A 20,404-nucleotide genomic window follows, 5' to 3' on the forward strand; every position below is an offset into this window, starting at 1 on the left:
ATGGGGCTCGGCGAGGTGGTGAAGGTCGACGCACGCCAACCGAGCCTTGTCCTGCACGCCACCAAGGACCGGAGCGGCGCTATCGACGATCTCACAGAGATCAGCCTGTGTTCGCAGAACGACGCCTGCGAGGTGCTCGCCTCCAGCCCGTCGGGGATTGCCGCCGACGAAGCACGACTGCGGCGTCATCGGTATGGCCCCAACGTCATTAGCCGCGAGCAACGTGCCCCGCTGCTCAAAGAAATCTGGGTTCGCGCCAAAAGCCCACTGAACGCCCTCCTGCTTATGCTTGCCATCATTTCGTACGCGCTCGGCGATCTGCGAGCTGCGGTCGTCATATCGGCCATTGTCATCCTCTCGGTGGGGATGGCCTTTGTTCAGGAGCGTCGTTCCAGCCAGGCGGCCGCCAAACTTCGCGCGATGGTAAGGACGACTGTCAGCGTCCTTCGTCCGGGCAGGAGCCAGCCTGAGGTAGCAGAAGAACCCGTCGAAGATCTCGTGCCTGGGGACATCGTGCGGTTATCTGCAGGCGACCTCATTCCCGCTGATTTGCGCCTCATCGACGCCACAGACCTCTTTGTAAACCAGTCGACTCTGACTGGGGAGGCAATGCCTGTCGAGAAGGAGTCAGGTCCCGCCTCGGCACCCATCGGATCGGCATTCGATCGTCCAAACCTCTGCCTGATGGGATCCAACGTGGTTAGTGGATACGGAAGCGGTCTGGTGGTCAGGACTGGTCCGCAAACCTTCTTCGGCGCGCTGGCCGAAAAGGTGGTGGCCCGGCAGGAGGAGACGGCCTTCGATCTCGGCGTCAAGCGCTTCACCTGGCTGATGATCGCTGTGACCGTTGTTCTCGGCCCCCTTGTCTTTGTCATCAACGGAATCACCAAGGGAGATTGGCTTCAGGCCTTGTTGTTTGCCGTGGCGGTAGCCGTCGGGCTCACTCCCGAAATGCTTCCGATGGCGGTAACCGTCAACCTTGCAAAGGGCGCGCTCGCAATGGCCCGATCGAAGGTGATCGTGAAGCGCCTGAACGCGATCCAAAACCTCGGAGCGATGGACATTCTGTGTACTGACAAGACCGGTACGCTGACGCAGGACAGGATCATTCTCAAGCAGCATGTTGACATCCATGGCGGCGACTCGCCACGAGTGCTGCACTTCGCCTACCTCAACAGCTACTTCCAGTCGGGGCTGAAGAACCTGCTCGACGTCGCAGTCCTCCAGCATGGGGATGTCCATGAAGAACTAGGGATCGACCAGCGCTTTCGAAAGATAGGGGAAATACCCTTCGACTTTGCCCGCCGACGTTTGTCCGTCGTCGTTTCTGACAATCAGGGCAAGCACATTCTCATCTGCAAGGGCGCGGTCGAGGAGATGTTCACGGTGTCCACCCGCTACGAGGATGGCGGGGGGACCGGAATGTTGGATGCGAGCCACTTGGCGACGGCCAAGGAAGAGACTGTCGCACTCAACGAGAGTGGATTCCGCGTGGTCGCCGTTGCATACAAGGAGATCACCGAAACGAAGTCGAGCTATAGCGTGGAAGACGAAAGCAATCTTACTCTGCTCGGCTACATCTCGTTTCTGGATCCTCCCAAGGAGAGCGCCGCCAACGCCATCGCTGCGCTGGAGGCGAAAGGGGTGCGCGTGAAGATACTCACCGGAGACAACGAAATCATCACGCGCAAGATATGCGGCGATGTCGGGATACCGGCTGGCGACATTCTGCTTGGGTCGCAGCTCGAGGGAATGACGGATATCGAGCTCGCAGAGAAAGCTTTGGCTGCAACCGTGCTTGCGAAACTGACGCCAGTGCAAAAAGAGCGCGTCGTCAGTATCCTTCGTTCGAGCGGTCATGTGGTCGGTTTTCTCGGCGATGGCATCAATGACAGCCCGGCGCTCAAGGCCGCCGACGTTGGCGTATCAGTCGACAGCGCCGTCGATATCGCGAAGGAAAGCGCGGACATCATCCTGCTGGAAAAGAACCTTCTCGTACTGCGAGACGGCGTTGTCGAAGGGCGTAAGGTGTTTGCGAACATCACGAAATACATAAGGATGGGCGCGAGTTCGAACTTCGGCAACATGTTCAGTGTCATAGGGGCCAGTCTGTTCCTGCCATTCCTCCCGATGACGGCAATACAGGTACTGACCAACAACCTGCTCTACGACGTCTCGCAGACAGCCATCCCGACCGACACTGTCGACGAGGAATTTATCGCCACGCCGCGCCGATGGGATATTGGTGGTATCTTCAGGTTCATGCTGCTTCTTGGGCCGGTTAGTTCGATCTTCGACTATGTGACGTTCGCATTGATGCTATTCGTTTTCAAGGCATGGAGCAATCCGGCCCTGTTTCAGACGGGATGGTTCGTGGAATCACTGCTCACCCAGACATTGATCATCCACATCATACGCACCGCTCGCGTTCCTTTCATTGAGAGCAACGCCAGTGCAGCACTTGTTGCCACGAGCATCGTTATCGGGATCATTGGCATCATTCTGCCCTCCACCGAACTGGGAACCGCCCTGGGATTTGTCGCCCTGCCCTGGCCATACTGGCCGTTGTTGGCAACAATTCTATTGTCGTACGCAACGTTGACGCATCTTGTAAAACGCTGGTTTGTGCACACATGGGGAATGTAAGAAGCGGAAGCAAGATGCAAGGACGTCAGGTCATCTCGACTGCTTCCGAAGCGCGGTATGTGTTCAGACTTTGAGAGCAACATTAATCCTATCTGGCAGTTTGTCGCCCAACCGATCCTCAATTGGCACTAGCATTACAGTTGCATTTTTGTGCATTGCCTGAATCTAGCCGACCTCGATGGCGATGATTTCGACGCGGCATTCCCCGGCACCTGGACACGGGGGGCTGCTGATCCGCCGCAAGATCGCCGATGGCAATCTCGCTTTCTTCTCCACATGGTGCCCGGTTGGTACATCCATGGAAAAGCTGGTGACCGTGGAGGGCCACCGCTGGGCCATCGAAGACCGTTTCGAAACCGCCAAGAACGAGCTCGGCCTTGACCACAATGAGACCCGCTCCTGGCACGGCTGGCATCGCCATGTCTCGCTGGTCATGCTCGCATTCGCCATGATGGCTGTCATTCGTCATCGCGCCAACACTATGCCACCCCCAAAAACGAGGCAGCGCTTGGGACCCGGCATCGGCAATTGATCCGCTGCTCGATCCAGGAAATTCGCCGGATCGCTACCCGCCTCGCACGACAGCGAATCGAACCTTCATGCGTCATCACATGGTCGCTTTGGCGACGGGCACACCAAGCCGCAGCAAGGCAAGCGCACCTCAATTCAAAAATGCAACTGTAATGCTAGGAACAGCAGGGTTCGGCAGGGTCGTGCGCGGCCGGCATCACACTTTAGAGCAGCTCTCAGATGCCAACGAGCACCAAAAGAACCTGACCTGTGGCTGCAAAGTCACTGGGTTACGAGACGGCGTGGGATCCTGCGCTCTCGATGCGGAACGCGCAAAGCCGGCCGGCGGGGAGCGGCGAAGACTTGTCAACGATGAAGCAGGCAGGCGCTCTTGCGACCGCCCACCAACCAGCTTCGCCACCGCGGATCCTGCTAGATTGCCAGATGCGTCTGGGGATCGAAGAAGTGCAGTTTGGCCACATCGATCGCCAGGTTCATCATTGCGCCCGGCTGGACTGTGCTGACGGCTTCGAACTTCGCCACGGCGTTTGCCGCACCGCTCAAGTCCTCGACGGCATCGGGGTCACCGGAGTCGATCCGCACCGCTTCGATCTTCAGATGAACGATCAGCTCTGAGCCCAGTTCCTCGATCGATTTCACAAGGGCCGGGATCGTCGCGTAGCGTGATCCCGATTCCAGACCGCTGTCATAAAGGTCTTCCGGGCGAATGCCGAAGATGATTGTCTTGCCTTCGAACGCCGCCAGACCGGGAGAGTGCTCGAATGTACTCGTCGACAGCGGTATGGAAAAGGTCGGCAGATCGATCCTGCCGTTCTGCAAGCGGCCTTCGAACAGATTCATGGACGGCGAGCCGATGAAACCCGCGACGAAGGCATTGACCGGCCGGCTATACAATGTTTTTGGCGTGTCGACCTGCTGAAGGACGCCGCCCTTCAGGACGGCAACCCGGTCGCCCATGGTCAAGGCTTCGGTCTGATCGTGCGTCACATAGATCGTCGTCACGCCAAGCTGCCTTTGCAGGCTGACGATTTCAGCGCGCATTTGCACGCGCAGCTTGGCATCGAGATTTGACAGGGGTTCGTCCATGAGAAAAGCTGCCGGTTCCCGCACCATTGCGCGTCCCATGGCGACCCGCTGGCGTTGGCCGCCGGAGAGCGCGGCCGGTTTGCTGTCGAGCAGCGTATGCAACTGAAGTGTCTTGGCTATTTCATTGACCCGCTTCGTGCGCTCTTCCTTGCTCTTGCCCGCAAGTTTCATAGAAAAGGCAATGTTGTCGAACACCGTCATATGCGGATAGAGCGCATAATTCTGAAAGACCATTGCTATGTCCCGGTCCTTCGGCGCGAGATCCTCGACATTCTCTCCGCCGATGCTCAGGGTCCCGCTGCTGATCTCCTCCAGCCCGGCGATCATGCGCAATGCCGTCGATTTTCCGCACCCCGAAGGGCCGACGAGGATGAGGAATTCGCCATCATTTATCGTCAGGCTAAGATCCTTGATCGCATGGAACTTGGTTCCAAAGGTCTTGCAAATTTTATCCAGTACAACAACAGCCACGGCACTTCCTCCTTAGTATCGTCGCCATCCAATCCTCAGGACAGCCCCTCCCCGGCGCTGTTTCGGATCGAACCGAAACCGTCATCTGCGCAGCGCTGCAGCGCTAATCCTATCGTCCGGAGCACCGGTGTGATGAACTCTCAGTCAGGCGGCGCAATCGGTCTGGGCACGGACGCATTTTCCTTCGCCATCCACGCGAGACAGGCGCTTTGATCCGGCAGAGCCATACGACCACCCGGGCCGGTCACCGAGATCGCTGCTGCGGCAGTTGCGTAAACAGCGCAGGCGACAGGCTGTTTTCCCTGTGTCAGCGCAAAAGCATAAGCGCCGTGAAAGCAATCTCCGGCGCCTGTCGTGTCGACCGCTTTGACCTCGTAGGCCGGAACATGCCACAAAACGGCGTCCCCCGTCTGCCTGACATAAGATCCTCGCTCACCGTCGGTCAGAACGACTGCGGTGCGGTCGTCAGACCAAAGCTTATGCAGGATCAACGTCGGATCGGTTTCGCAAGAATAAGTCTGCGCAAATTTCAATGGCAATACGAGATGGTTCGATAGGCTCATCAATCGTTCGGTCGCAGGGCCGATCGTCCATTCGATGTCTGCCACCACGGCTAGGCCTAGCTTACGGGCGCGGGCAACAACCATATCGGCGTGGGTGGCATAGCCGTCGATCAACAGCACCTGCGCTTGTGCAAGAGTGCTATCGGTCAGCGCCTCGGAGGTTCCGTGCGGCACATCATCGTCATAGGCGATAAACCTGTCGCCTTCGGGTCCGACCGTGATCACCGACCGTATTGGCCGGGCATCGGCGCGGCGCGGCGCAAAGGATACATCGACCCCGTGCCGTTCAAGCTCGCGGGCACTGATATCGGTGAGAGGCTGATCACTCAGCCAACCGATGAAACCGGCCCGTCCCCCCAGCTTTGCGACCGCAACAAGGGCCGTCGCGACATTGCCGCCGTGGTCCTGGGTGCGACTTGTCACCTTTCCCTTGCCGGCGCTCAGCGGCCGGTCGACATAGATGATATCGTCGATCGCCAAGGCCCCGAAGCCCAGAACCTGAAGGTTGTGTGTCACCTGTCAACCGCCCGCGGCAGCGAGCGCCTCTTGCGGCGCCATACCGCTGTGAATGACAAGCTTGAAGGCGCGCGCCGCCATCGTCGTATCGCCGTGTCCCCAAAGGTTTCGCCCCACCACGGCGCCCTTCGCCCCCGCACGCAAGGCATCGGCGGTCTGCGTCAGAGCACCGAGCAGATTTTCCGTCTTCGGACCGCCCGCGATAACGATGGGAACCGGGCAGGTGGCGACTGTTTCCTGGAATGAGTCGAAATCCCCGGTATATCCAACCTTGATCACGTCGACGCCGGTCTCAAACCCGATCCGCACGGCATAGGCGATTTCGTCGGGGGTGAAGACGATCTTGCCGCCGTTCGAATAGTCGCGGGGATAGACATGGGCAACGACCGGCATTTCAAAGCGAGCGGCGGCGTTGACGGTGTCGGTGAGCCAGCGAATATATTCGCCTTCCGTATTGCCGCGCACCGGAATGGCAACTGCCAGAGCATCGGCACCGTAGCGCACCGCGTCCTCTGGGGTCGCGATCAACTGACGGATTCGATCGTCAGGCGTAAAACATCCGGCTTGAATGACCAGCGCCGCCTTGCCGGCATAGGCAGGCCACAAATGGCGCGCAGCCCCAGGCTGAATGCTGATATAGTCCGGCTCTCCGGCCATCACTCGCTTCAGCGCGCCCGGCAGATCTGCCAGGCCGCCCTCACGGACATTGCCATAGCCCACGAAGTGGTCGACCGCACCACCGAACAAATGCCCCGACGGATGTGAAAACAGCCGTGACAGGCGAATTTTGGTTCCAAGGCCCATATCAATGCTGTCCCTTTACAAGTTTGATTTCGCGTTAAAGACCCTAACTCGAAAATAAACGAATGTTCAATATTTCGATTCCTTTCGTTTTGATTTAAGATAACAGCGGCGCGGACTGGACAGCGGACTGGACAAATGCCAATACCAGCTTTCCCCGCGCTTTTGGACCGCAGTGGTTGCCGTGTATTTTCGATTTTCGAAAGCTCGGTGCCGTCACTTATTTGAAAGGAATTCGAGGTCACACATGCTTGCGGAACAACGGCGACATCAGATCATGCTGGAACTTCAGCGGACCGGCCAAGCGCGCACCACGCAGCTGGCGGAAAACTTCGGCGTCTCCGAGGTGACAATCAGATCCGACCTGGAAATTCTGGACGCCAAGAAGCAGCTCATCAAAACGCATGGCGGCGCAATCGCATTGCCGGCCAGCTCACCCGCGGCAGCCTTCGAAGAACGGATGAACCGTAATTTCGATGCCAAACGGCGCATCGCGCAGATGGCGGCACGCCAGATCATCGACAACCAGTCCATTGTGTTCGACAGCGGCTCGACACTGCTGCAGGTCGCCATGCAAATGCCCCCGGTCAATAACGTCGTGGTGGCCACAACCGCCATGAATATCGCGCAGCATCTGATGTATCGGCCGGGGCTGGACGTGCATATGATAGGCGGCCGGGTCTTTCCCAGCACCGTCAGCACGATCGTCTCGGATTCCGACAAGGCGGTGGGCGGTCTTGTCGCCCACCAGGCGTTTCTCAGCGCTCATGCCATCGATCACGCATTCGATGTCGTCGATGTCTCGGAAGACATTGCGCGCACAAAACGTAATCTGGTCCGCATGGCGAGGCGCGTCATCCTCGTGGCGGATTCCAGCAAGTGGGATATTGGCGCTTCGTCCAAGGCATTTTCGCTTTCCCGGGTCGATCTGATCATCACCGACACCGGCATGCCGCAGGGGATTCGCAGTCGGCTGGACAAGCTGGGAGTCGAAGTGCGCTATGTGTAGGGGCGATTACGCTGCCAATTGTGCTTCATGTAACAAAAAATTTTGCGCATGCGACATTCTCAGGCTACAAACGCAATTCGAAAGCCCTCACACTGACCGCCTTTGCGATATCGGCTGACGCAGACGAGCCTTGGCGCAGTGCAACCAGAATTGCCAATGAACAAGATGACGATTAAAACCATGGACGATTTCGCCCGGTCCTGTGGCGTTTCTCGTCCAACGCTTTCGAGGTATTTCGATAACCCGAGCAGCGTAAAGCCGGGGACGCGCAAACGCATCGAGGACGCGCTATCGGCATCAGACTACCGTCCTAATCTCTATGCGCGCAATCTCAATCGCAAGAGGACGCGGAACATTGGCATTCTCGTGCCCGTCATCACAGATCCATTCTATGCCGAAATGGTCAACCGTCTGGAATTGCTCGTCCGTGGTGAAGGTTACTGGCCAATCGTCATCTCGTCCCACGGCTTGCCGGATCTCGAAGCCGAGGCTGTGAACACACTTCTGTCCTTGAAGGCTGCCGGTGCCATCATCGCGCCTCTTGGTCTCTCATCCGAGCCTGGCATCTTCGAAAAACTCCGGGAAAGCATTCCCATTGTCTACTTCGATACGTTCATCGAAGGCGACACACCCTTCATTGGCAACAACAACGCCCAAAGCGTTGCGACGATTGTCGACTATCTCTGCCGATCCGGCGAGCCGCCTGCATATTTCGACATTCCGCATGTCAATCACAATTCCGGGGAACGGCTGGCAAGCTATATCGCCACGATCGAGTCGCTCGGTTTCGAACCGGTCGTGTTTGGTGCCACCGAGAGTTACGGCTGGGATTTCGAACGTATGGGGTATGAACAAACCGACGCAATGATCGCGGCCGGAACGCTCCCGGGCAGGACGATTCTCTGCGCAAACGATCGCCTCGCCTTCGGCGCAATGGCAGCCGCCCATTCGCGCGGCCTTCGCGTCGGTCGCCGGAGCGATAGCGATCTTCGCATCGCCGCCCATGACGACCACCCTCTCAGCCGCTATACCTGCCCGCCATTGACGACGATGGCGCAAGACTTCACTGCCATGGCGCGCGGCAGCGTCGACACACTGCTTTCGATGCTGGACGAAGACAATGACACCACCCAGGTCGTTGCACGAAAAATCATCCTCGACGGTACATTGGTGATGCGTCAGTCGGCGTGATCGACGAGGCTGCGCCATCCGGCAACCGCCTCTTCCACCGCCCGCCGCGCCGCCGGAATGTGCCGTCCCATGGAAACGAAGCCATGGATCTGGTCCTGCCAACGCCGAGGGACTACAGGGACACCCGCCTCGGCAAGCCGGCTGGCATAGGCCTCGCCTTCGTCTGCAAGGATATCATGGCCCGCAATCGCGACGAAGGCCGGTGGCGCACCCGCGACATTTCCGACGCGCAGGGGGGAGACGCGCCAGTCACCGATATCAGCCGCATTGCGGACGTAGTGATCCCGGAACCAGCGCATCGTCGAGGTCGTCAAACCGTATCCTTCTGAAAACCTGACATAGCTGTCGGCCGTCTGTCCGGCGTCGGTGTTGGGATAGAGCAGAAGTTGCGCCGAGATTTTCTGGGCAACGCCATCCCGCGCGAGAAGTGACAGGACAGCGGCCAGATTGCCGCCGGCACTATCGCCGGCAACCGCGATCAGATCTGGATCGATACCCAGCGCGCTTGCCTGCTCCGCCACATAGGTAAAAGCTGATACGCAGTCTTCCAGACCGGCCGGGAATTTGTGCTCGGGCGCCAGCCGATAGTCCGGGCAAAATACGACGCAGGCGCCGATATTTGCAAACCACCGGCAGATCTCGTCATGGGATTCAAGCGTGCCGACGACCCAGCCGCCACCGTGAAGGTAGAGAAGTGCCGGCGCATCCGCGTCCGGAGCGCCCACGCCCCGATAGATCCTGACCGAGATCGGGCCGCCCGTCCCTGCAATTGTTCTGTCCTCGATGCTCGCGACCGGCTCGCGGTCGCCCTGCAATGTCGGGCAACCCGCGTCATAGGCGGCGCGCGCCTCGTTTACTGTCCCGCGCTCAAATGGTGGCTGGTTTGCGGCGCGGCCGAGCGCCAGGACATGCGCGGCGCCGGGATCCAATCGATCTTTCATCGCTTCACCTCAAGCAAGCAGGCTGCGGGCTTCATCTTCGCCGAGCAGCGGCGGTTGTGCGACTGCGCCTGCAATCGCAACCGCGCTCGTGGCCTCGCTGGATGCCAGGGTCGCTTCCATGATCTCGAGAACATGAAGGGCCAAATCGCCGGAGGCGCGCGGCGCCCTGCCCTCGCCAAGCGCGCGGACGAGATCGGCAACGCCCAGCATGCGATAATTGGCGCGGTCGGGAGCGCTATACGGCCAGTTCAGGGCACCATACAGCTCGCCTTCGCTTTTGAAATTCTTCCATTCGGCGCCGCGCTCGGAGAGCGAGACCGTTCCGCCGAACGTATCGGGATCGGGCAGGCGCAACGAACCTTCCGTACCGTGCAGTTCGATTGGATGATTGGAGTGCCGGAAGACATCCCACGACGCACCGAAATTCACCGTCGCGCCCGATTGAAACTCAAGAAGCGAGAGCACGTTGGTCGGCGTACCCACTTTGAACGTCGTGTTCTTGAAGGGGCCATCAGCGGTGATCAGCCGTTCTTCCTGGCCTTTCGTCGCCATCGCCATGACGCTTTTCACCGGGCCGAGCAGATTGACCAGCATCGTCAGGTAATAGGGACCCATGTCGAACATCGGCCCACCACCGGGCTGATAATAGAATTGCGGATTAGGATGCCAATGTTCCATGCCGCGGCCGAACATGAAGGCGGTGCCGCTGACCGGGCGGCCGATCGCACCTGCATCCATCAGGCCTCGTGCACGCCGGCCGGCGGCGCCGAGGAATGTATCGGGAGCCGAACCCAACAGAAGACCGCGACCTCCGGCTTCCGCCACCAGCTTGCGGCCCTCGGCGGCCGACGTCGCGAGCGGCTTTTCAGTGAAGACGTGCTTGCCCGCGGAAAGCGCCGACATCGTCACGTCGAAATGGACGGCCGGGATGGTGAGGTTCAGGACAAGGTCGACTTCGGGGTCGGCCAAGAGCGCATCGACCTCCATCGCCCGGATGCCATATTCCTTCGCCCTCAGCGCCGACATGTCGGATGAGATGTCGGCACAGGCCCTCAATTCGACTCCGGCAAACAGGGCGGCGTTACGCAGGTAGGTCATCGAGATATTGCCGCAGCCGATAACGCCGATACCCAGCCTGGTTCCCGGATATGCTTTCATGAATTGGCCTCCCCACCAATTTCAGATGTTTTGCCCATCATCGATGGGCATCGCTGTCGCGACAATCGCTATAGAACATTTTATTTCTTGACGCGCGATAAATTTTTATAAACCATGCGCAAATAGCAATCCAGCGGCATGTCATCGAAGGCCTGAGCGAAATCAAGGAATGAGCATGAGCATCAAAGACCTGAAAGTCGGCTGCCAGACATTCACCTGGGAAATGCTCGGGAAAAACTGGAATGGCGGCCCGGACGATCTGCTGGAAGCCATTGCGGAGGGCGGCTACGCGGGTATCGAGATTACCGACACGATGATCGGTCGCTACGCGGATTGTCCCGATGATTTCGCCGCCAGCCTGAAGAAACATGGCCTGACGCTCGTGTCTTTTGCGATCGGCTCCAAAAGCGGCTTCACCGTCAGGCAAGAGATCGACAACGACCTCAGGACCACGCAGCGCTGGATCGATTTCGCGGCCGCCTTTTCCGGCGCCCTCGTTTCGATCGGCTCGGCTACGGTTGTCTCCGAAGGACCACGGGAGGCGAAATTCGAAATCGCCGCGGAATTCTACAATCGGGCCGGCGAACTCGGCAGGGCTTCGGGCGTGGATATCGCCGTGCATCCCAGCTCGCACCACAACACGCTGCTGTTCGACCGTGCCGATTATGACAGGATCTTCTCGCTTATCGACAAGAACCTCGTCGGCTGGGTGCCGGACACCGGCCATATCCTGCGCGGCCATGGGGATATTCTCGATACTCTGCGGACCTATCAGGATCGCATCCGCTATCTGCATCTCAAGGACGTCGATGCAGGCGGCAAATGGGCCATGCTTGGCAAAGGGGTCTGCGATACACCTGCCGTGATCGACATCGTCGCTGCCGCGCCGCGCTTCAATGGCTGGTTGGTCCTGGAAGAGGAATCAGACACGGCCGCTGCCAACCCTGCGACTGCCGTAAAGACGAACCGCGAAACGATGCGCCGGTACGGCGCCTGAGGAAGAAACATGATCCGTAAGGAAGACCGGCGGCTGCGTGTGGGCGTGCTCGGCTGCGGGCCGATCGCACAGTTCGCCCATCTCGAATCCTGCGTGAAGGCCGGGAATGCCGACCTCTATGCCATCTGCGACGCAGCAGCCGACCTGCTCGCGCGCATGGGCGCGACATACGAACCTCAGAAGATGTATGCCGATTATGACGCGATGCTCGCCGATCCCGAGCTCGAAGCCGTCATCATCGCCACATCGGACGCCTATCACGTGCCGATGTCGGTCAAGGCGCTCGATGCGGGAAAGCACGTGCTCTGCGAGAAGCCGACCGGTGTGACGATCGAGGAGGGCCGGGTGCTTGCCGACGCCGTCAGGCGCTCCGGCAAGGTGCTGCAGGTCGGCCACATGAAGCGGTTTGACCCGGCGCTGGAGGCTGCCCGGGATTTCATCCGTGACGACATCGGCGAGATCTTCGCGCTGAAAGCCTGGTACTGCGACTCCACCCACCGCTACACCAATACCGACGCGGTCCAGCCGCTGCCGATCACCAGCAAGTTCGCCAGAAAACCCTCCGGAAATCCCAAGGCTGACCTGCGCCAGTATTTCATGCTGGCGCATGGCTCGCATCTCGTCGATACCGCCCGTTTCCTGTGTGGCGAGATCGTCGCGGTGCGAGCCCGCCTTCTCGAGCGTGCCGGCGCCTATTGCTGGTTCGTCGAAACCGAGTTCGCCAATGGCGCGCTCGGTCATCTCGATCTGACGGTCGCGGTCCGCATGGATTGGCATGAGGGCTTCCAGCTCTATGGCGAAAACGGTTCGGTGACCGCCAAGATATTCAATCCCTGGTATCTCAGGGCGAGTGAGGTCGAGATCTTCCATGAAAAGGACGCGACGACCCGCAAGCCACTAGGCGCCGACGGGCACTTCTTCCGCCGGCAACTGGAAGGGCTTGCCGATACCGTACTGAACGGCGCGCCGATGCGCGGTGCCGATATAGAGGACGGCATCGCCTCCATCCGCGCCATGGTCGCCATCGCCCGCTCGGTCGAAACGGGCGAACGTGTCGAACTCGCAACCGTCACGGGATCGGTCTGATGCAGCTTGGCATCTTCGCAAAGACCTTCCCCGGCACCGATCCAGAGCGTGTGCTCTCGGCCGTGCGTAACAGCGGATTTGCGACGACGCAGTTCAATCTCGCCTGCGTCGGCCTGCCATCGATGCCGGATGCAGTGGCACCGGAAACGATTACCGCGATCCGGGCGGCATCTGAAGAGACCGGCGTTTCGCTCGTGGCACTTTCAGGCACCTATAACATGGCCCATCCGGACAAATCCGTGCGGGAAAGGGGGCTCAAACAGCTTGGGGTGGTGATCGAAACGGCAGCGGCCTTGCAGATCCCGCTGGTGACGCTCTGCACCGGCAGTCGCCATGCCCAAGACCAATGGATGCATCATCCGGACAATGCGCTTCCGTCCGCCTGGGCCGATATGGCGGCCGAAATGGAAAAGGCGCTGGAACTTGCCGAGCGGCACGAGATCGATCTCGGCATCGAGCCGGAACAAGCAAACATCGTCACCTCTGCCGCCGATGCGGTGCGACTAATCCGAGAGATGGGTTCGAAGCGCCTGCGCATCGTGCTCGATCCGGCAAACCTCTTCGAACAGGCGACAACAGCCGAAGTGTCCGAGATTGTCACCAGGGCGATCGAACTCTCGGCCGGGCATGTGACGATGGCACATGCGAAGGACCGCCATGCCGACGGCCGCTTCGCGACGGCAGGTAAGGGTATCGTCGATTTCCCTGCCTTCATCGACGGCCTGCGCGCGGCTGGTTTTAACGGTGCGCTCGTCACACACGGTCTTGCGGCGGAGGAAGCACCGGCCGTCGCGAGATTCCTTACGGATCTGATCCGATGAAGGTGCAGAGAACCCTCCGGCGAGACGATGCCGACCTTTCCATCCACGACTTCGGGACAGGCAAAGCCTTGCTCTTTCAACATGGGCTCGGAGGCAATGAGGCGCAGGTCGCACAGGTTCTCCCCAAGGGGCTCGACTGGCGTCGGATTACAACCGAGTGCCGCGGACACGGAAGCTCGACGCTCGGAACGCAGCGCCCCTTCTCGATTGCGATGTTTGCAGCCGACGTCATCGCCGCGGCGGACGAAAAGGGAATAGATCGGTTCATCGCCGGCGGTATCTCCATGGGCGCAGCCATCGCGCTGCATCTGGCAAAAACGCACCCCGAGCGCGTCATCGGCCTCATGCTGGTCCGCCCGGCCTGGTCCTTTGCCCGCGCGCCCGACAATCTCGCGCCGATCCGCCAGATCGCGGCCTTGCTGCGATCTCATCCACTTGCCGAAGGCCAGGCGCTTTTTGCCATGTCGGCGACAGCGGAACGTCTGCGGGTGGAAGCGCCAGACAATCTCGCTTCCCTGCTCGGTTATTTCGAGCGCCCGGATGCGTTGGCCTTTGCCGACGTGCTTGATGACATCGCCTCGGATGGCACCGGCGTTTCGCGAGAAGACGCGGCAAAGCTTGCTATTCCGGCCCTCGTCCTCGGCAATCAGCAGGATGCCATTCACCCTCTCGCCGTTGCACGGTTGACGGCTGACGCGCTTCCAAATGCGCATTTCCTCGAAGTGCCGGCAAAGGCAGCGGGTGCGGAAGCTCATTTCGCCGCGGTCCGAACGGTGATCCGGCAATTCCTCACCACAGAATTCAAACATCGGAGCGTCGCTCAGCCATGACATCGAAATCTCTCTCGGGCGGCGCCATCGCCGCATTGCCGCGGCATAGGCTGCTCGGCGAGTTTTCACTCTGGTCCGCAGATCTTGCCAATATGGAACGCGACCTTCGCCGCATCGAACCCTATGTCGATCTCCACCATATCGACGTCGCCGACGCGCGCTTCACACCCGGCTTCCTGTTCTTTCCCGATTTCGTCGCCCGCATCGCCAAGCTGACGGCAAAACCGATCCATGTGCACCTGATGGTCGAGGCCGAGATCGTCGAGGAGCAGACACGCCAGTTCATCGAAGCGGGCGCCGATCTCGTCAGCGTTCATGCCGAGAACGGTGAAGCAGGCTTGCGTGCGGTGGCACTCGCAAAAGAGCTTGGGGCCGAAGCCGGCGTCGTTCTGCGGCTGGAAACCCCGGTCGCCGAGGCAGAACCGTTCCTCACCGAGGTCGCTTTCTTCACGCTGCTCGGGACCTCGATCGGCGTCAAGGGACAAAGCCTTTCGGACAAAGCCTGCGATCGGTTGCACGAAGCGCGGTCGCTGATGAAGCGTGCCGGACGTGAAAAGGACATTGTTCTTGCGGCGGACGGCGGCATCCGCGAACAGACCGTTCCACTGTTGCGTGCAGCAGGTGCGGAGACGGTCGTGCTCGGATCGCTGGCATTCGGTGACACGGATCTGCCCGGGCGCATCGCCTGGCTGCATGCCCTGGAGACCGGGCCCTGATGAGCAGGATTGCGCTTGCATTCGATCTGGGTGGCACGGAGTTGCGCGCCGCACTGGTTGACGACGGCGGCAAATTGCTGGCTTTCGCATCCGTGCCGACACGCGCCAGGGATGGACCGGATGCAGTCATCGAGCAGATCACGATGCTTGCTGAGAAAACCTGCTCGGAACTCCCCGACGCCAGGCCGCTCGGTATCGGCATCGGAGCGCCCGGCCCGCTCGATCCGGTCGCGGGCATCCTTACAGCACCGCCGACGCTCTCGGGTTGGCGTGAAGTCCCCCTCGCGCGCCTTCTTCAGGACCGCTTGAACCTGCCTGTACGGCTGGAGAACGATGCAAATGCCGCCGCTCTCGGCGAATGGCGTTTCGGCGCCGGCCGCGGCGTGGCCTCGCTGGTGTTCGTCACCGTATCCACCGGCATCGGCGGCGGGGTGATCTCCGATGGCCGGATCGTGCACGGGCGCCGCGGGCTCGCAGGCGAAATCGGCCATATGACCATCACAAGCGAGAGCGAACGATGCCTTTGCGGGGCGGTGGGCTGCTTCGAGGCGGTGGCGTCGGGGACGGCACTCGGCCGGTATGCGACGGCACTGACAAAACCGGGTGACGGCTCGGTGCTACGAACGCTGTCCCACGACGGCGAGGTGACGGGCCGACACGTTGTCGAGGCTGCGCGCGGCGGAGACGAGGCAGCCCTTGCGCTGATTGACGGGGAAGCCCGCTGGTTGGGCATCGGCTTTACTAATCTGCTCCATCTCTACTCGCCGGACATGATCGTCATGGGCGGTGGAATTTCCCACGGCTACGATCTCCTTCGTAAACCGATCGAGGCCACCATTCGGGAGCGGGCCATGCCCGCTTATCGCGATGTGCCGGTGGTGCCGGCACAACTCGGAAGGCATGCCGGCTTGATCGGCGCCGCAAGCCTGATCTTTCTCAATTGAGAGGTTCCGAAATCTACTGTTTCCGCCACGCTGCAGGACGATAGCCGAGAGTTCACTTGATTGTCTGAGCGATTCGATCAGTGTGCGCCAGACGAAGGTCGCCGGTTATTCAAAGAGAATGAGGCTTGCCGGAGTTGGCGGCATCGGTTTGACCATGACGCCGGCAAGGCCGGCCAGTCTTGCCATCTCAGTCAGCTCACTTTGCGTATATGCCTGACCTGCCGGCGTGCCGGCGAGCATCTCCCAGGAGAAGGCCGCGGGAAAAGGCGGCGACACGCCATCTTCGTTCGGCACGAAATCGACAGCGACGATCCGACCATCCTCCGCAAGGCTCGCGATGATCCTTCGTAACAGTTGGGCGCATGTCGGCAAATCGAAGTGGTGCAGAAAATTCGGAAGCAGCACGAGATCATAGCCCGTACCCCACTCCACATCGAAGGCACTGCCGGCGATTGTCCGGTACCTGTCAGCCACGCCGGCTTGTTCCGCGTTCTGCCGCGACAGTTGCAATACGGCGGCCCAATCGACGGCGACGATCTCCGCCGATGGAATGGCCTTCGCAATTTCGATCCCGAAAACGCCTGGACCTGCAGCGATGTCCAAAACCTTTTTGGGAGGCCTCGGCCAGCCAGAGATTTCACCAGCCAGTATTTTGGCGCTGAGCCCCGTAAAGGAGCCCATGCCGCGCGCAAACTTCACCCAGACCGGGTTGTCCGTCGACATGTTCGCAAGCCCGGTCGAACCGCCGTTTCGCACGACAGCGGCCGGATCACGCAGAAAATTATCCAGTACTTCGGGAGCGGCGACGAACTCAACGGCGGAGCCCATATAGGCCGGCGAATTGCGATCGAGGAACATTCTGGTCGAGGGCGTCATACGGTACTGTCCGCTCTCCTTCGTCAGGAAACCATGCACCACGAGGTAGTCGCACAGGATGCGCACCCCACGCTCCGAGGCGCTTGCCGCCGACGCCAGCAATGCTGCCGTTTTGCCCTCGCCGATATGAGTAAAGAGATCGAGCTCGATGGCCGCCCTGATCGCTGCTGTCTTTCGGCATGCAAACAGCGCATCGATCACGAGTTCGGGCGACACTGCGCCAGCATGGGCGTCGTCAACAATTGTTTCCATGGGATCCCCAAAAGCCCTCGACCGATCTTGCCTAGCAGCGCCAGCTGCAGAAATTATGCGTATATCCGTATATTCTACAATACGCACCCGCTAACCCTATCGGGTGATCGCGCCGAGCTGTCCTGCCGGCAGCCGTCGACGCCATTCGAGATGCTCGCCCTCGCCGAACTGCCGCCATGCTTGCTTCGGGCGAAATAGCCTTGTGGAATGCCGCAAAAATCGGTCCCGTTCTGTGCCGGGCGCAAGTGAAGGGTGACGCTATCTTGTCGTCAGATTGTCACAAATCACCCGGTGAACGGCTGCCGTTTCATTAGCAAATGCCGAACAATACACCCTAAATTAAGCCTCTTCGCATACTCCTTATTTCGCAAACGATTTTCGTAACGTTGAGGAGCGTCCCGAAATCAGTTCTCGGTCAGAGGAGCCGAGACGGAATAGACCGGGGTGCGATCTCACATGCCTGCTCGAGGAGGTAAGCGCATGCAGTTCAAATCGGCTACCGGACGCAATATTTTTTCCGTGGCAGCATGCGGCGTCATCGCCACCATCGCAGCATCAGGCGTTCTTTCTTATATCGCCTACAACGATATGCGCAAATCGAACCTCGATCAGATGCTTCAGATCGCTGCCACTAACGCGCTCAACGTTGAGAAATCCATGAGCGTAGCACTCAACATCGTCAACGGGCTGGAAACGTCGCTATCGACGATGAAGGAAGGTGGAAACTCGGACCGCGCGTCCGCCGACGCCCTGCTCAGGAACACGCTGCAGGACAATCCGATGGCGCTTGGCGTTTGGACCGGCTGGGAACCGAATGCCTTCGACGGCAAGGACAAGGATTTCGTCGACAAGGAAGGCCACGACGCTACGGGACGCTATGTGCCCTACTGGGTACGCAGTGGCGACAAGATTCAGCACACGCCGCTGGTCGATTATACCGTGTCGGGCGCCGGCGACTACTACCAGCTTCCCTTTGTTCAGAAAAAGACCGTCGTCATCGAACCCTATGTTTACGCCGTCGACGGTAAGGACGTGCTGATGACCTCGGTCGCCAAGCCGATCATGGTCGGAGGCAAGGCGCTCGGCGTGGCCGGTATGGACATTTCGCTCGACGATGCGAACAAGGCGATCTCTGCAGTCCACCCGATGGAGACCGGCTATCTCAGTCTCGTGACGGGCGCCGGCAGCATCATCAGCCATCCCTCCGCCAAACTCGCAGGCACGAATATCAAGGATGGCGGCGATCTGACCGCCGGTTGGGATCAGTTGATCGCAAAGCCCGGTGTCGAACAGGAGATCGCAGGCCCCGACGGCCAGACCTATTTCTCGGTTGCCTATCCGGTAAAGCTCACGAATGACCTGAACTGGTATGCGGTCGTCTCGGTGCCCAAATCCACAGTCTTCGCCCAACTCAATAACATGGTCTGGAGTGCAGTTGCGATCACGGCCGTCGCCGCTTTCCTGCTCGGTCTCGCAGGCTGGCTCATTGCCCGCAGATTCATCCGCCGCATAGAGGGCGTGATCGCCGAGACCGATCGTATCGCCCATGGCCAACTCGACGTGCAACTGAGCGACAAGAATGCGAAGGACGAGATCGGCGACCTCTCGCGCTCCCTCGGCATCCTGCTGGAAAGCAATCGTCAGAAGATCAGGCTCGAAGTCGACGCGGAAACGTCACGAGCTCGCGAGGAAGTCGAACGGCAGGAACGTTCCGTCCTCCATGCCGCCCGTGAGGATTCGATCAAGTTCGCGGTGAGCGAACTCGGGAACGGACTAGCCAGCCTTTCGAATGGAGACATGACCGTCCGGCTTGAAAAGCCGTTCACTGACTCCCTCGACGAGATCCGCATCGATTTCAACGCATCTGTGGAAAAGCTCCAGGCAGCCCTGATTTCCTTCTCCGAAAACGCTGCCGTCATCCAGGCCGGTTCCGAGGAAATCCGCTCGGGCGCCGATGATCTCGCGCGCCGCACAGAGCAGCAGGCGGCTTCCGTCGAGGAGACCGCCGCCGCGCTCGAGCAGATCACGACTTCTGTCAAGGACTCCACCCTCCGCGCCGAGGAGGCGGGGGCTCTCGTTGGTCGGACTAAGGAAGGTGCGGAAAAATCCGGGGAGGTCGTGCGCAGTGCAGTTGAAGCCATGAGAGGCATCGAGCAATCCTCGCAGTCGATCTCCAACATTATCGGCGTGATCGACGACATCGCCTTCCAGACGAACCTGCTGGCCCTCAATGCCGGCGTTGAAGCGGCGCGTGCTGGGGAAGCAGGCAAGGGTTTCGCCGTCGTCGCACAGGAAGTGCGTGAACTCGCGCAGCGCTCGGCGGCGGCCGCCAAGGAGATCGAGACGTTGATCACCACGTCCGGCGACCAGGTCAAGCGTGGCGTCAGCCTGGTCGGCCAGACCGGCAAAGCACTGCAGGCGATTGTCGCCGAAGTGCAGCAGATCGACATCAATGTCCAGGCAGTTGTCCAGGCCGCCCGAGAGCAGTCGACGGGTCTCATGGAGATCAACACGGCAGTCAACCAGATGGACCAGTCGACCCAGAAGAATGCCGCAATGGTCGAGGAATCAAACGCAGCCTCGCATACGCTGGTGACGGAGGTATCTGCTCTCTCAGAGCGTCTGGCCCAGTTCAATCTCGGCCAGCAGGCAAAGGCGGCTTCTGCCGCTCGTGCGACTATCAGGCCGTCGGCGCGCCCGGTCGCGACGCTTGTTGCGCATAGAACAGTTCCCGCCCCGATCACCGACTATAAGCCCGCGGCTTCGCCGGCCCGCACACTCGGTGGGAAGCTCGCAGTCGCGTTTGGCACGTCGCCCGCACAGGTGACGACCGAGGGCAACTGGGAAGAGTTCTAGACGCAGTGCGTCATGTCTGGACGGCGCCAATTTGGCAATGTGATGTTGGCCGCGTTTGAGCGGCCATTCAAGCCTTCATCGCATCACCGTGGATCAAGCTCTGGCGGAGCCGG

16 protein-coding genes and 1 pseudogene are annotated in these 20,404 nt (G+C 60.0%); 11 read left to right on the forward strand and 6 right to left on the reverse strand.

Features of this window, described 5'->3' with window-relative positions; genetic code table 11:
• Both mgtA and PMI11_RS01400 read left to right on the forward strand, forming a co-directional pair.
• A complete protein-coding gene (gene mgtA / locus PMI11_RS01395; protein ID WP_007812501.1) occupies nucleotides 1–2,646 on the forward strand; it encodes a magnesium-translocating P-type ATPase in 2,646 nt (881 codons plus the stop codon).
• A 153-nt stretch (nucleotides 2,647–2,799) separates the two neighbouring features.
• Nucleotides 2,800–3,178 (forward strand): annotated as a pseudogene (locus PMI11_RS01400) (transposase); the annotation flags it as partial.
• Between the two features lie 410 nt (nucleotides 3,179–3,588).
• Here the strand turns inward: PMI11_RS01400 and ugpC are convergent.
• From ugpC to PMI11_RS01415, 3 genes are all read right to left on the reverse strand, one after another.
• Nucleotides 3,589–4,734 carry an ABC transporter ATP-binding protein gene (gene ugpC / locus PMI11_RS01405; protein ID WP_007812503.1) on the reverse strand — a complete coding sequence of 382 codons (1,146 nt, stop codon included), beginning with the start codon at nucleotides 4,732–4,734 and terminating at the stop codon, nucleotides 3,589–3,591.
• A 140-nt stretch (nucleotides 4,735–4,874) separates the two neighbouring features.
• A complete protein-coding gene (locus PMI11_RS01410; RefSeq protein ID WP_007812504.1) occupies nucleotides 4,875–5,813 on the reverse strand; it encodes a PfkB family carbohydrate kinase in 939 nt (312 codons plus the stop codon).
• A 3-nt stretch (nucleotides 5,814–5,816) separates the two neighbouring features.
• Nucleotides 5,817–6,617, reverse strand: a complete 801-nt coding sequence (locus PMI11_RS01415; protein WP_007812505.1) for a class I fructose-bisphosphate aldolase — start codon at nucleotides 6,615–6,617, stop codon at nucleotides 5,817–5,819.
• 244 nt (nucleotides 6,618–6,861) lie between these two features.
• Here PMI11_RS01415 and PMI11_RS01420 point away from each other — a divergent pair, with 244 nt between their 5' ends.
• Nucleotides 6,862–7,623: a DeoR/GlpR family DNA-binding transcription regulator gene (locus PMI11_RS01420; protein ID WP_007812507.1), complete on the forward strand. Its 762-nt coding sequence runs from the start codon at nucleotides 6,862–6,864 to the stop codon at nucleotides 7,621–7,623.
• Between the two features lie 156 nt (nucleotides 7,624–7,779).
• Nucleotides 7,780–8,814, forward strand: a complete 1,035-nt coding sequence (locus PMI11_RS01425) for a LacI family DNA-binding transcriptional regulator (RefSeq protein WP_007812509.1) — start codon at nucleotides 7,780–7,782, stop codon at nucleotides 8,812–8,814.
• On the opposite strand, the gene PMI11_RS01430 is transcribed toward PMI11_RS01425, so the two are convergent.
• Both PMI11_RS01430 and PMI11_RS01435 read right to left on the reverse strand, forming a co-directional pair.
• A complete protein-coding gene (locus PMI11_RS01430; protein ID WP_007812511.1) occupies nucleotides 8,802–9,755 on the reverse strand; it encodes an alpha/beta hydrolase in 954 nt (317 codons plus the stop codon). The two genes, PMI11_RS01425 and PMI11_RS01430, sit on opposite strands and share 13 nt — an antisense overlap.
• A gap of 9 nt (nucleotides 9,756–9,764) precedes the next feature.
• A complete protein-coding gene (locus tag PMI11_RS01435; RefSeq protein ID WP_007812513.1) occupies nucleotides 9,765–10,913 on the reverse strand; it encodes a Gfo/Idh/MocA family protein in 1,149 nt (382 codons plus the stop codon).
• A gap of 175 nt (nucleotides 10,914–11,088) precedes the next feature.
• Between PMI11_RS01435 and PMI11_RS01440 the strand changes: the two genes are divergently transcribed.
• The 6 genes from PMI11_RS01440 to PMI11_RS01465 are packed head-to-tail and all read left to right on the forward strand — an operon-like array spanning nucleotide 11,089 to nucleotide 16,307.
• Nucleotides 11,089–11,910 (forward strand): sugar phosphate isomerase/epimerase family protein, encoded by an 822-nt coding sequence (locus PMI11_RS01440; RefSeq protein ID WP_007812516.1) that lies wholly within the window; start codon nucleotides 11,089–11,091, stop codon nucleotides 11,908–11,910.
• Nucleotides 11,911–11,919: 9 nt separating this feature from the next.
• Nucleotides 11,920–12,996, forward strand: a complete 1,077-nt coding sequence (locus PMI11_RS01445) for a Gfo/Idh/MocA family protein (protein WP_007812517.1) — start codon at nucleotides 11,920–11,922, stop codon at nucleotides 12,994–12,996.
• The gene (locus PMI11_RS01450) at nucleotides 12,996–13,817 is read left to right on the forward strand and encodes a sugar phosphate isomerase/epimerase family protein (protein WP_007812519.1); all 822 of its coding nucleotides are present in this window, start codon (nucleotides 12,996–12,998) and stop codon (nucleotides 13,815–13,817) included. The genes PMI11_RS01445 and PMI11_RS01450 overlap by 1 nt, the downstream gene beginning before the upstream one ends.
• On the forward strand, nucleotides 13,814–14,647 hold the full coding sequence (locus tag PMI11_RS01455) for an alpha/beta fold hydrolase (RefSeq protein ID WP_007812520.1): 834 nt from the start codon (nucleotides 13,814–13,816) through the stop codon (nucleotides 14,645–14,647). Before PMI11_RS01450 ends, PMI11_RS01455 begins: the two co-directional genes overlap by 4 nt.
• Nucleotides 14,644–15,363: a ribulose-phosphate 3-epimerase gene (locus PMI11_RS01460; RefSeq protein WP_007812522.1), complete on the forward strand. Its 720-nt coding sequence runs from the start codon at nucleotides 14,644–14,646 to the stop codon at nucleotides 15,361–15,363. The genes PMI11_RS01455 and PMI11_RS01460 overlap by 4 nt, the downstream gene beginning before the upstream one ends.
• On the forward strand, nucleotides 15,363–16,307 hold the full coding sequence (locus tag PMI11_RS01465) for an ROK family protein (RefSeq protein WP_007812524.1): 945 nt from the start codon (nucleotides 15,363–15,365) through the stop codon (nucleotides 16,305–16,307). The genes PMI11_RS01460 and PMI11_RS01465 overlap by 1 nt, the downstream gene beginning before the upstream one ends.
• A 105-nt stretch (nucleotides 16,308–16,412) precedes the next feature.
• Here the strand turns inward: PMI11_RS01465 and PMI11_RS01470 are convergent, their stop codons facing one another.
• Complete coding sequence (locus tag PMI11_RS01470) at nucleotides 16,413–17,435, reverse strand: class I SAM-dependent methyltransferase (protein WP_007812526.1); 1,023 nt, start codon at nucleotides 17,433–17,435, stop codon at nucleotides 16,413–16,415.
• Nucleotides 17,436–17,915: 480 nt separating this feature from the next.
• Here PMI11_RS01470 and PMI11_RS01475 point away from each other — a divergent pair, with 480 nt between their 5' ends.
• Nucleotides 17,916–20,291 (forward strand): methyl-accepting chemotaxis protein, encoded by a 2,376-nt coding sequence (locus PMI11_RS01475; RefSeq protein ID WP_007812528.1) that lies wholly within the window; start codon nucleotides 17,916–17,918, stop codon nucleotides 20,289–20,291.
• The last annotated feature ends 113 nt before the right edge of the window (nucleotides 20,292–20,404 follow it).

Origin of the sequence: Rhizobium sp. CF142, assembly GCF_000281145.1 — a bacterium.
GTDB lineage: Bacteria > Pseudomonadota > Alphaproteobacteria > Rhizobiales > Rhizobiaceae > Rhizobium.

Coding starts and splice junctions, on each gene's coding strand:
- PMI11_RS01470 (WP_007812526.1), bottom strand. CDS start 17,435: ATGGAAACAATTGTTGACGACGCCCATGCTGGCGCAGTGTCGCCCGAA.
- PMI11_RS01460 (WP_007812522.1), top strand. CDS start 14,644: ATGACATCGAAATCTCTCTCGGGCGGCGCCATCGCCGCATTGCCGCGG.
- PMI11_RS01440 (WP_007812516.1), top strand. CDS start 11,089: ATGAGCATCAAAGACCTGAAAGTCGGCTGCCAGACATTCACCTGGGAA.
- PMI11_RS01420 (WP_007812507.1), top strand. CDS start 6,862: ATGCTTGCGGAACAACGGCGACATCAGATCATGCTGGAACTTCAGCGG.
- PMI11_RS01425 (WP_007812509.1), top strand. CDS start 7,780: ATGAACAAGATGACGATTAAAACCATGGACGATTTCGCCCGGTCCTGT.
- PMI11_RS01450 (WP_007812519.1), top strand. CDS start 12,996: ATGCAGCTTGGCATCTTCGCAAAGACCTTCCCCGGCACCGATCCAGAG.
- mgtA (WP_007812501.1), top strand. CDS start 1: ATGGGGCTCGGCGAGGTGGTGAAGGTCGACGCACGCCAACCGAGCCTT.
- PMI11_RS01435 (WP_007812513.1), bottom strand. CDS start 10,913: ATGAAAGCATATCCGGGAACCAGGCTGGGTATCGGCGTTATCGGCTGC.
- PMI11_RS01465 (WP_007812524.1), top strand. CDS start 15,363: ATGAGCAGGATTGCGCTTGCATTCGATCTGGGTGGCACGGAGTTGCGC.
- PMI11_RS01475 (WP_007812528.1), top strand. CDS start 17,916: ATGCAGTTCAAATCGGCTACCGGACGCAATATTTTTTCCGTGGCAGCA.
- PMI11_RS01455 (WP_007812520.1), top strand. CDS start 13,814: ATGAAGGTGCAGAGAACCCTCCGGCGAGACGATGCCGACCTTTCCATC.
- PMI11_RS01415 (WP_007812505.1), bottom strand. CDS start 6,617: ATGGGCCTTGGAACCAAAATTCGCCTGTCACGGCTGTTTTCACATCCG.
- PMI11_RS01430 (WP_007812511.1), bottom strand. CDS start 9,755: ATGAAAGATCGATTGGATCCCGGCGCCGCGCATGTCCTGGCGCTCGGC.
- PMI11_RS01445 (WP_007812517.1), top strand. CDS start 11,920: ATGATCCGTAAGGAAGACCGGCGGCTGCGTGTGGGCGTGCTCGGCTGC.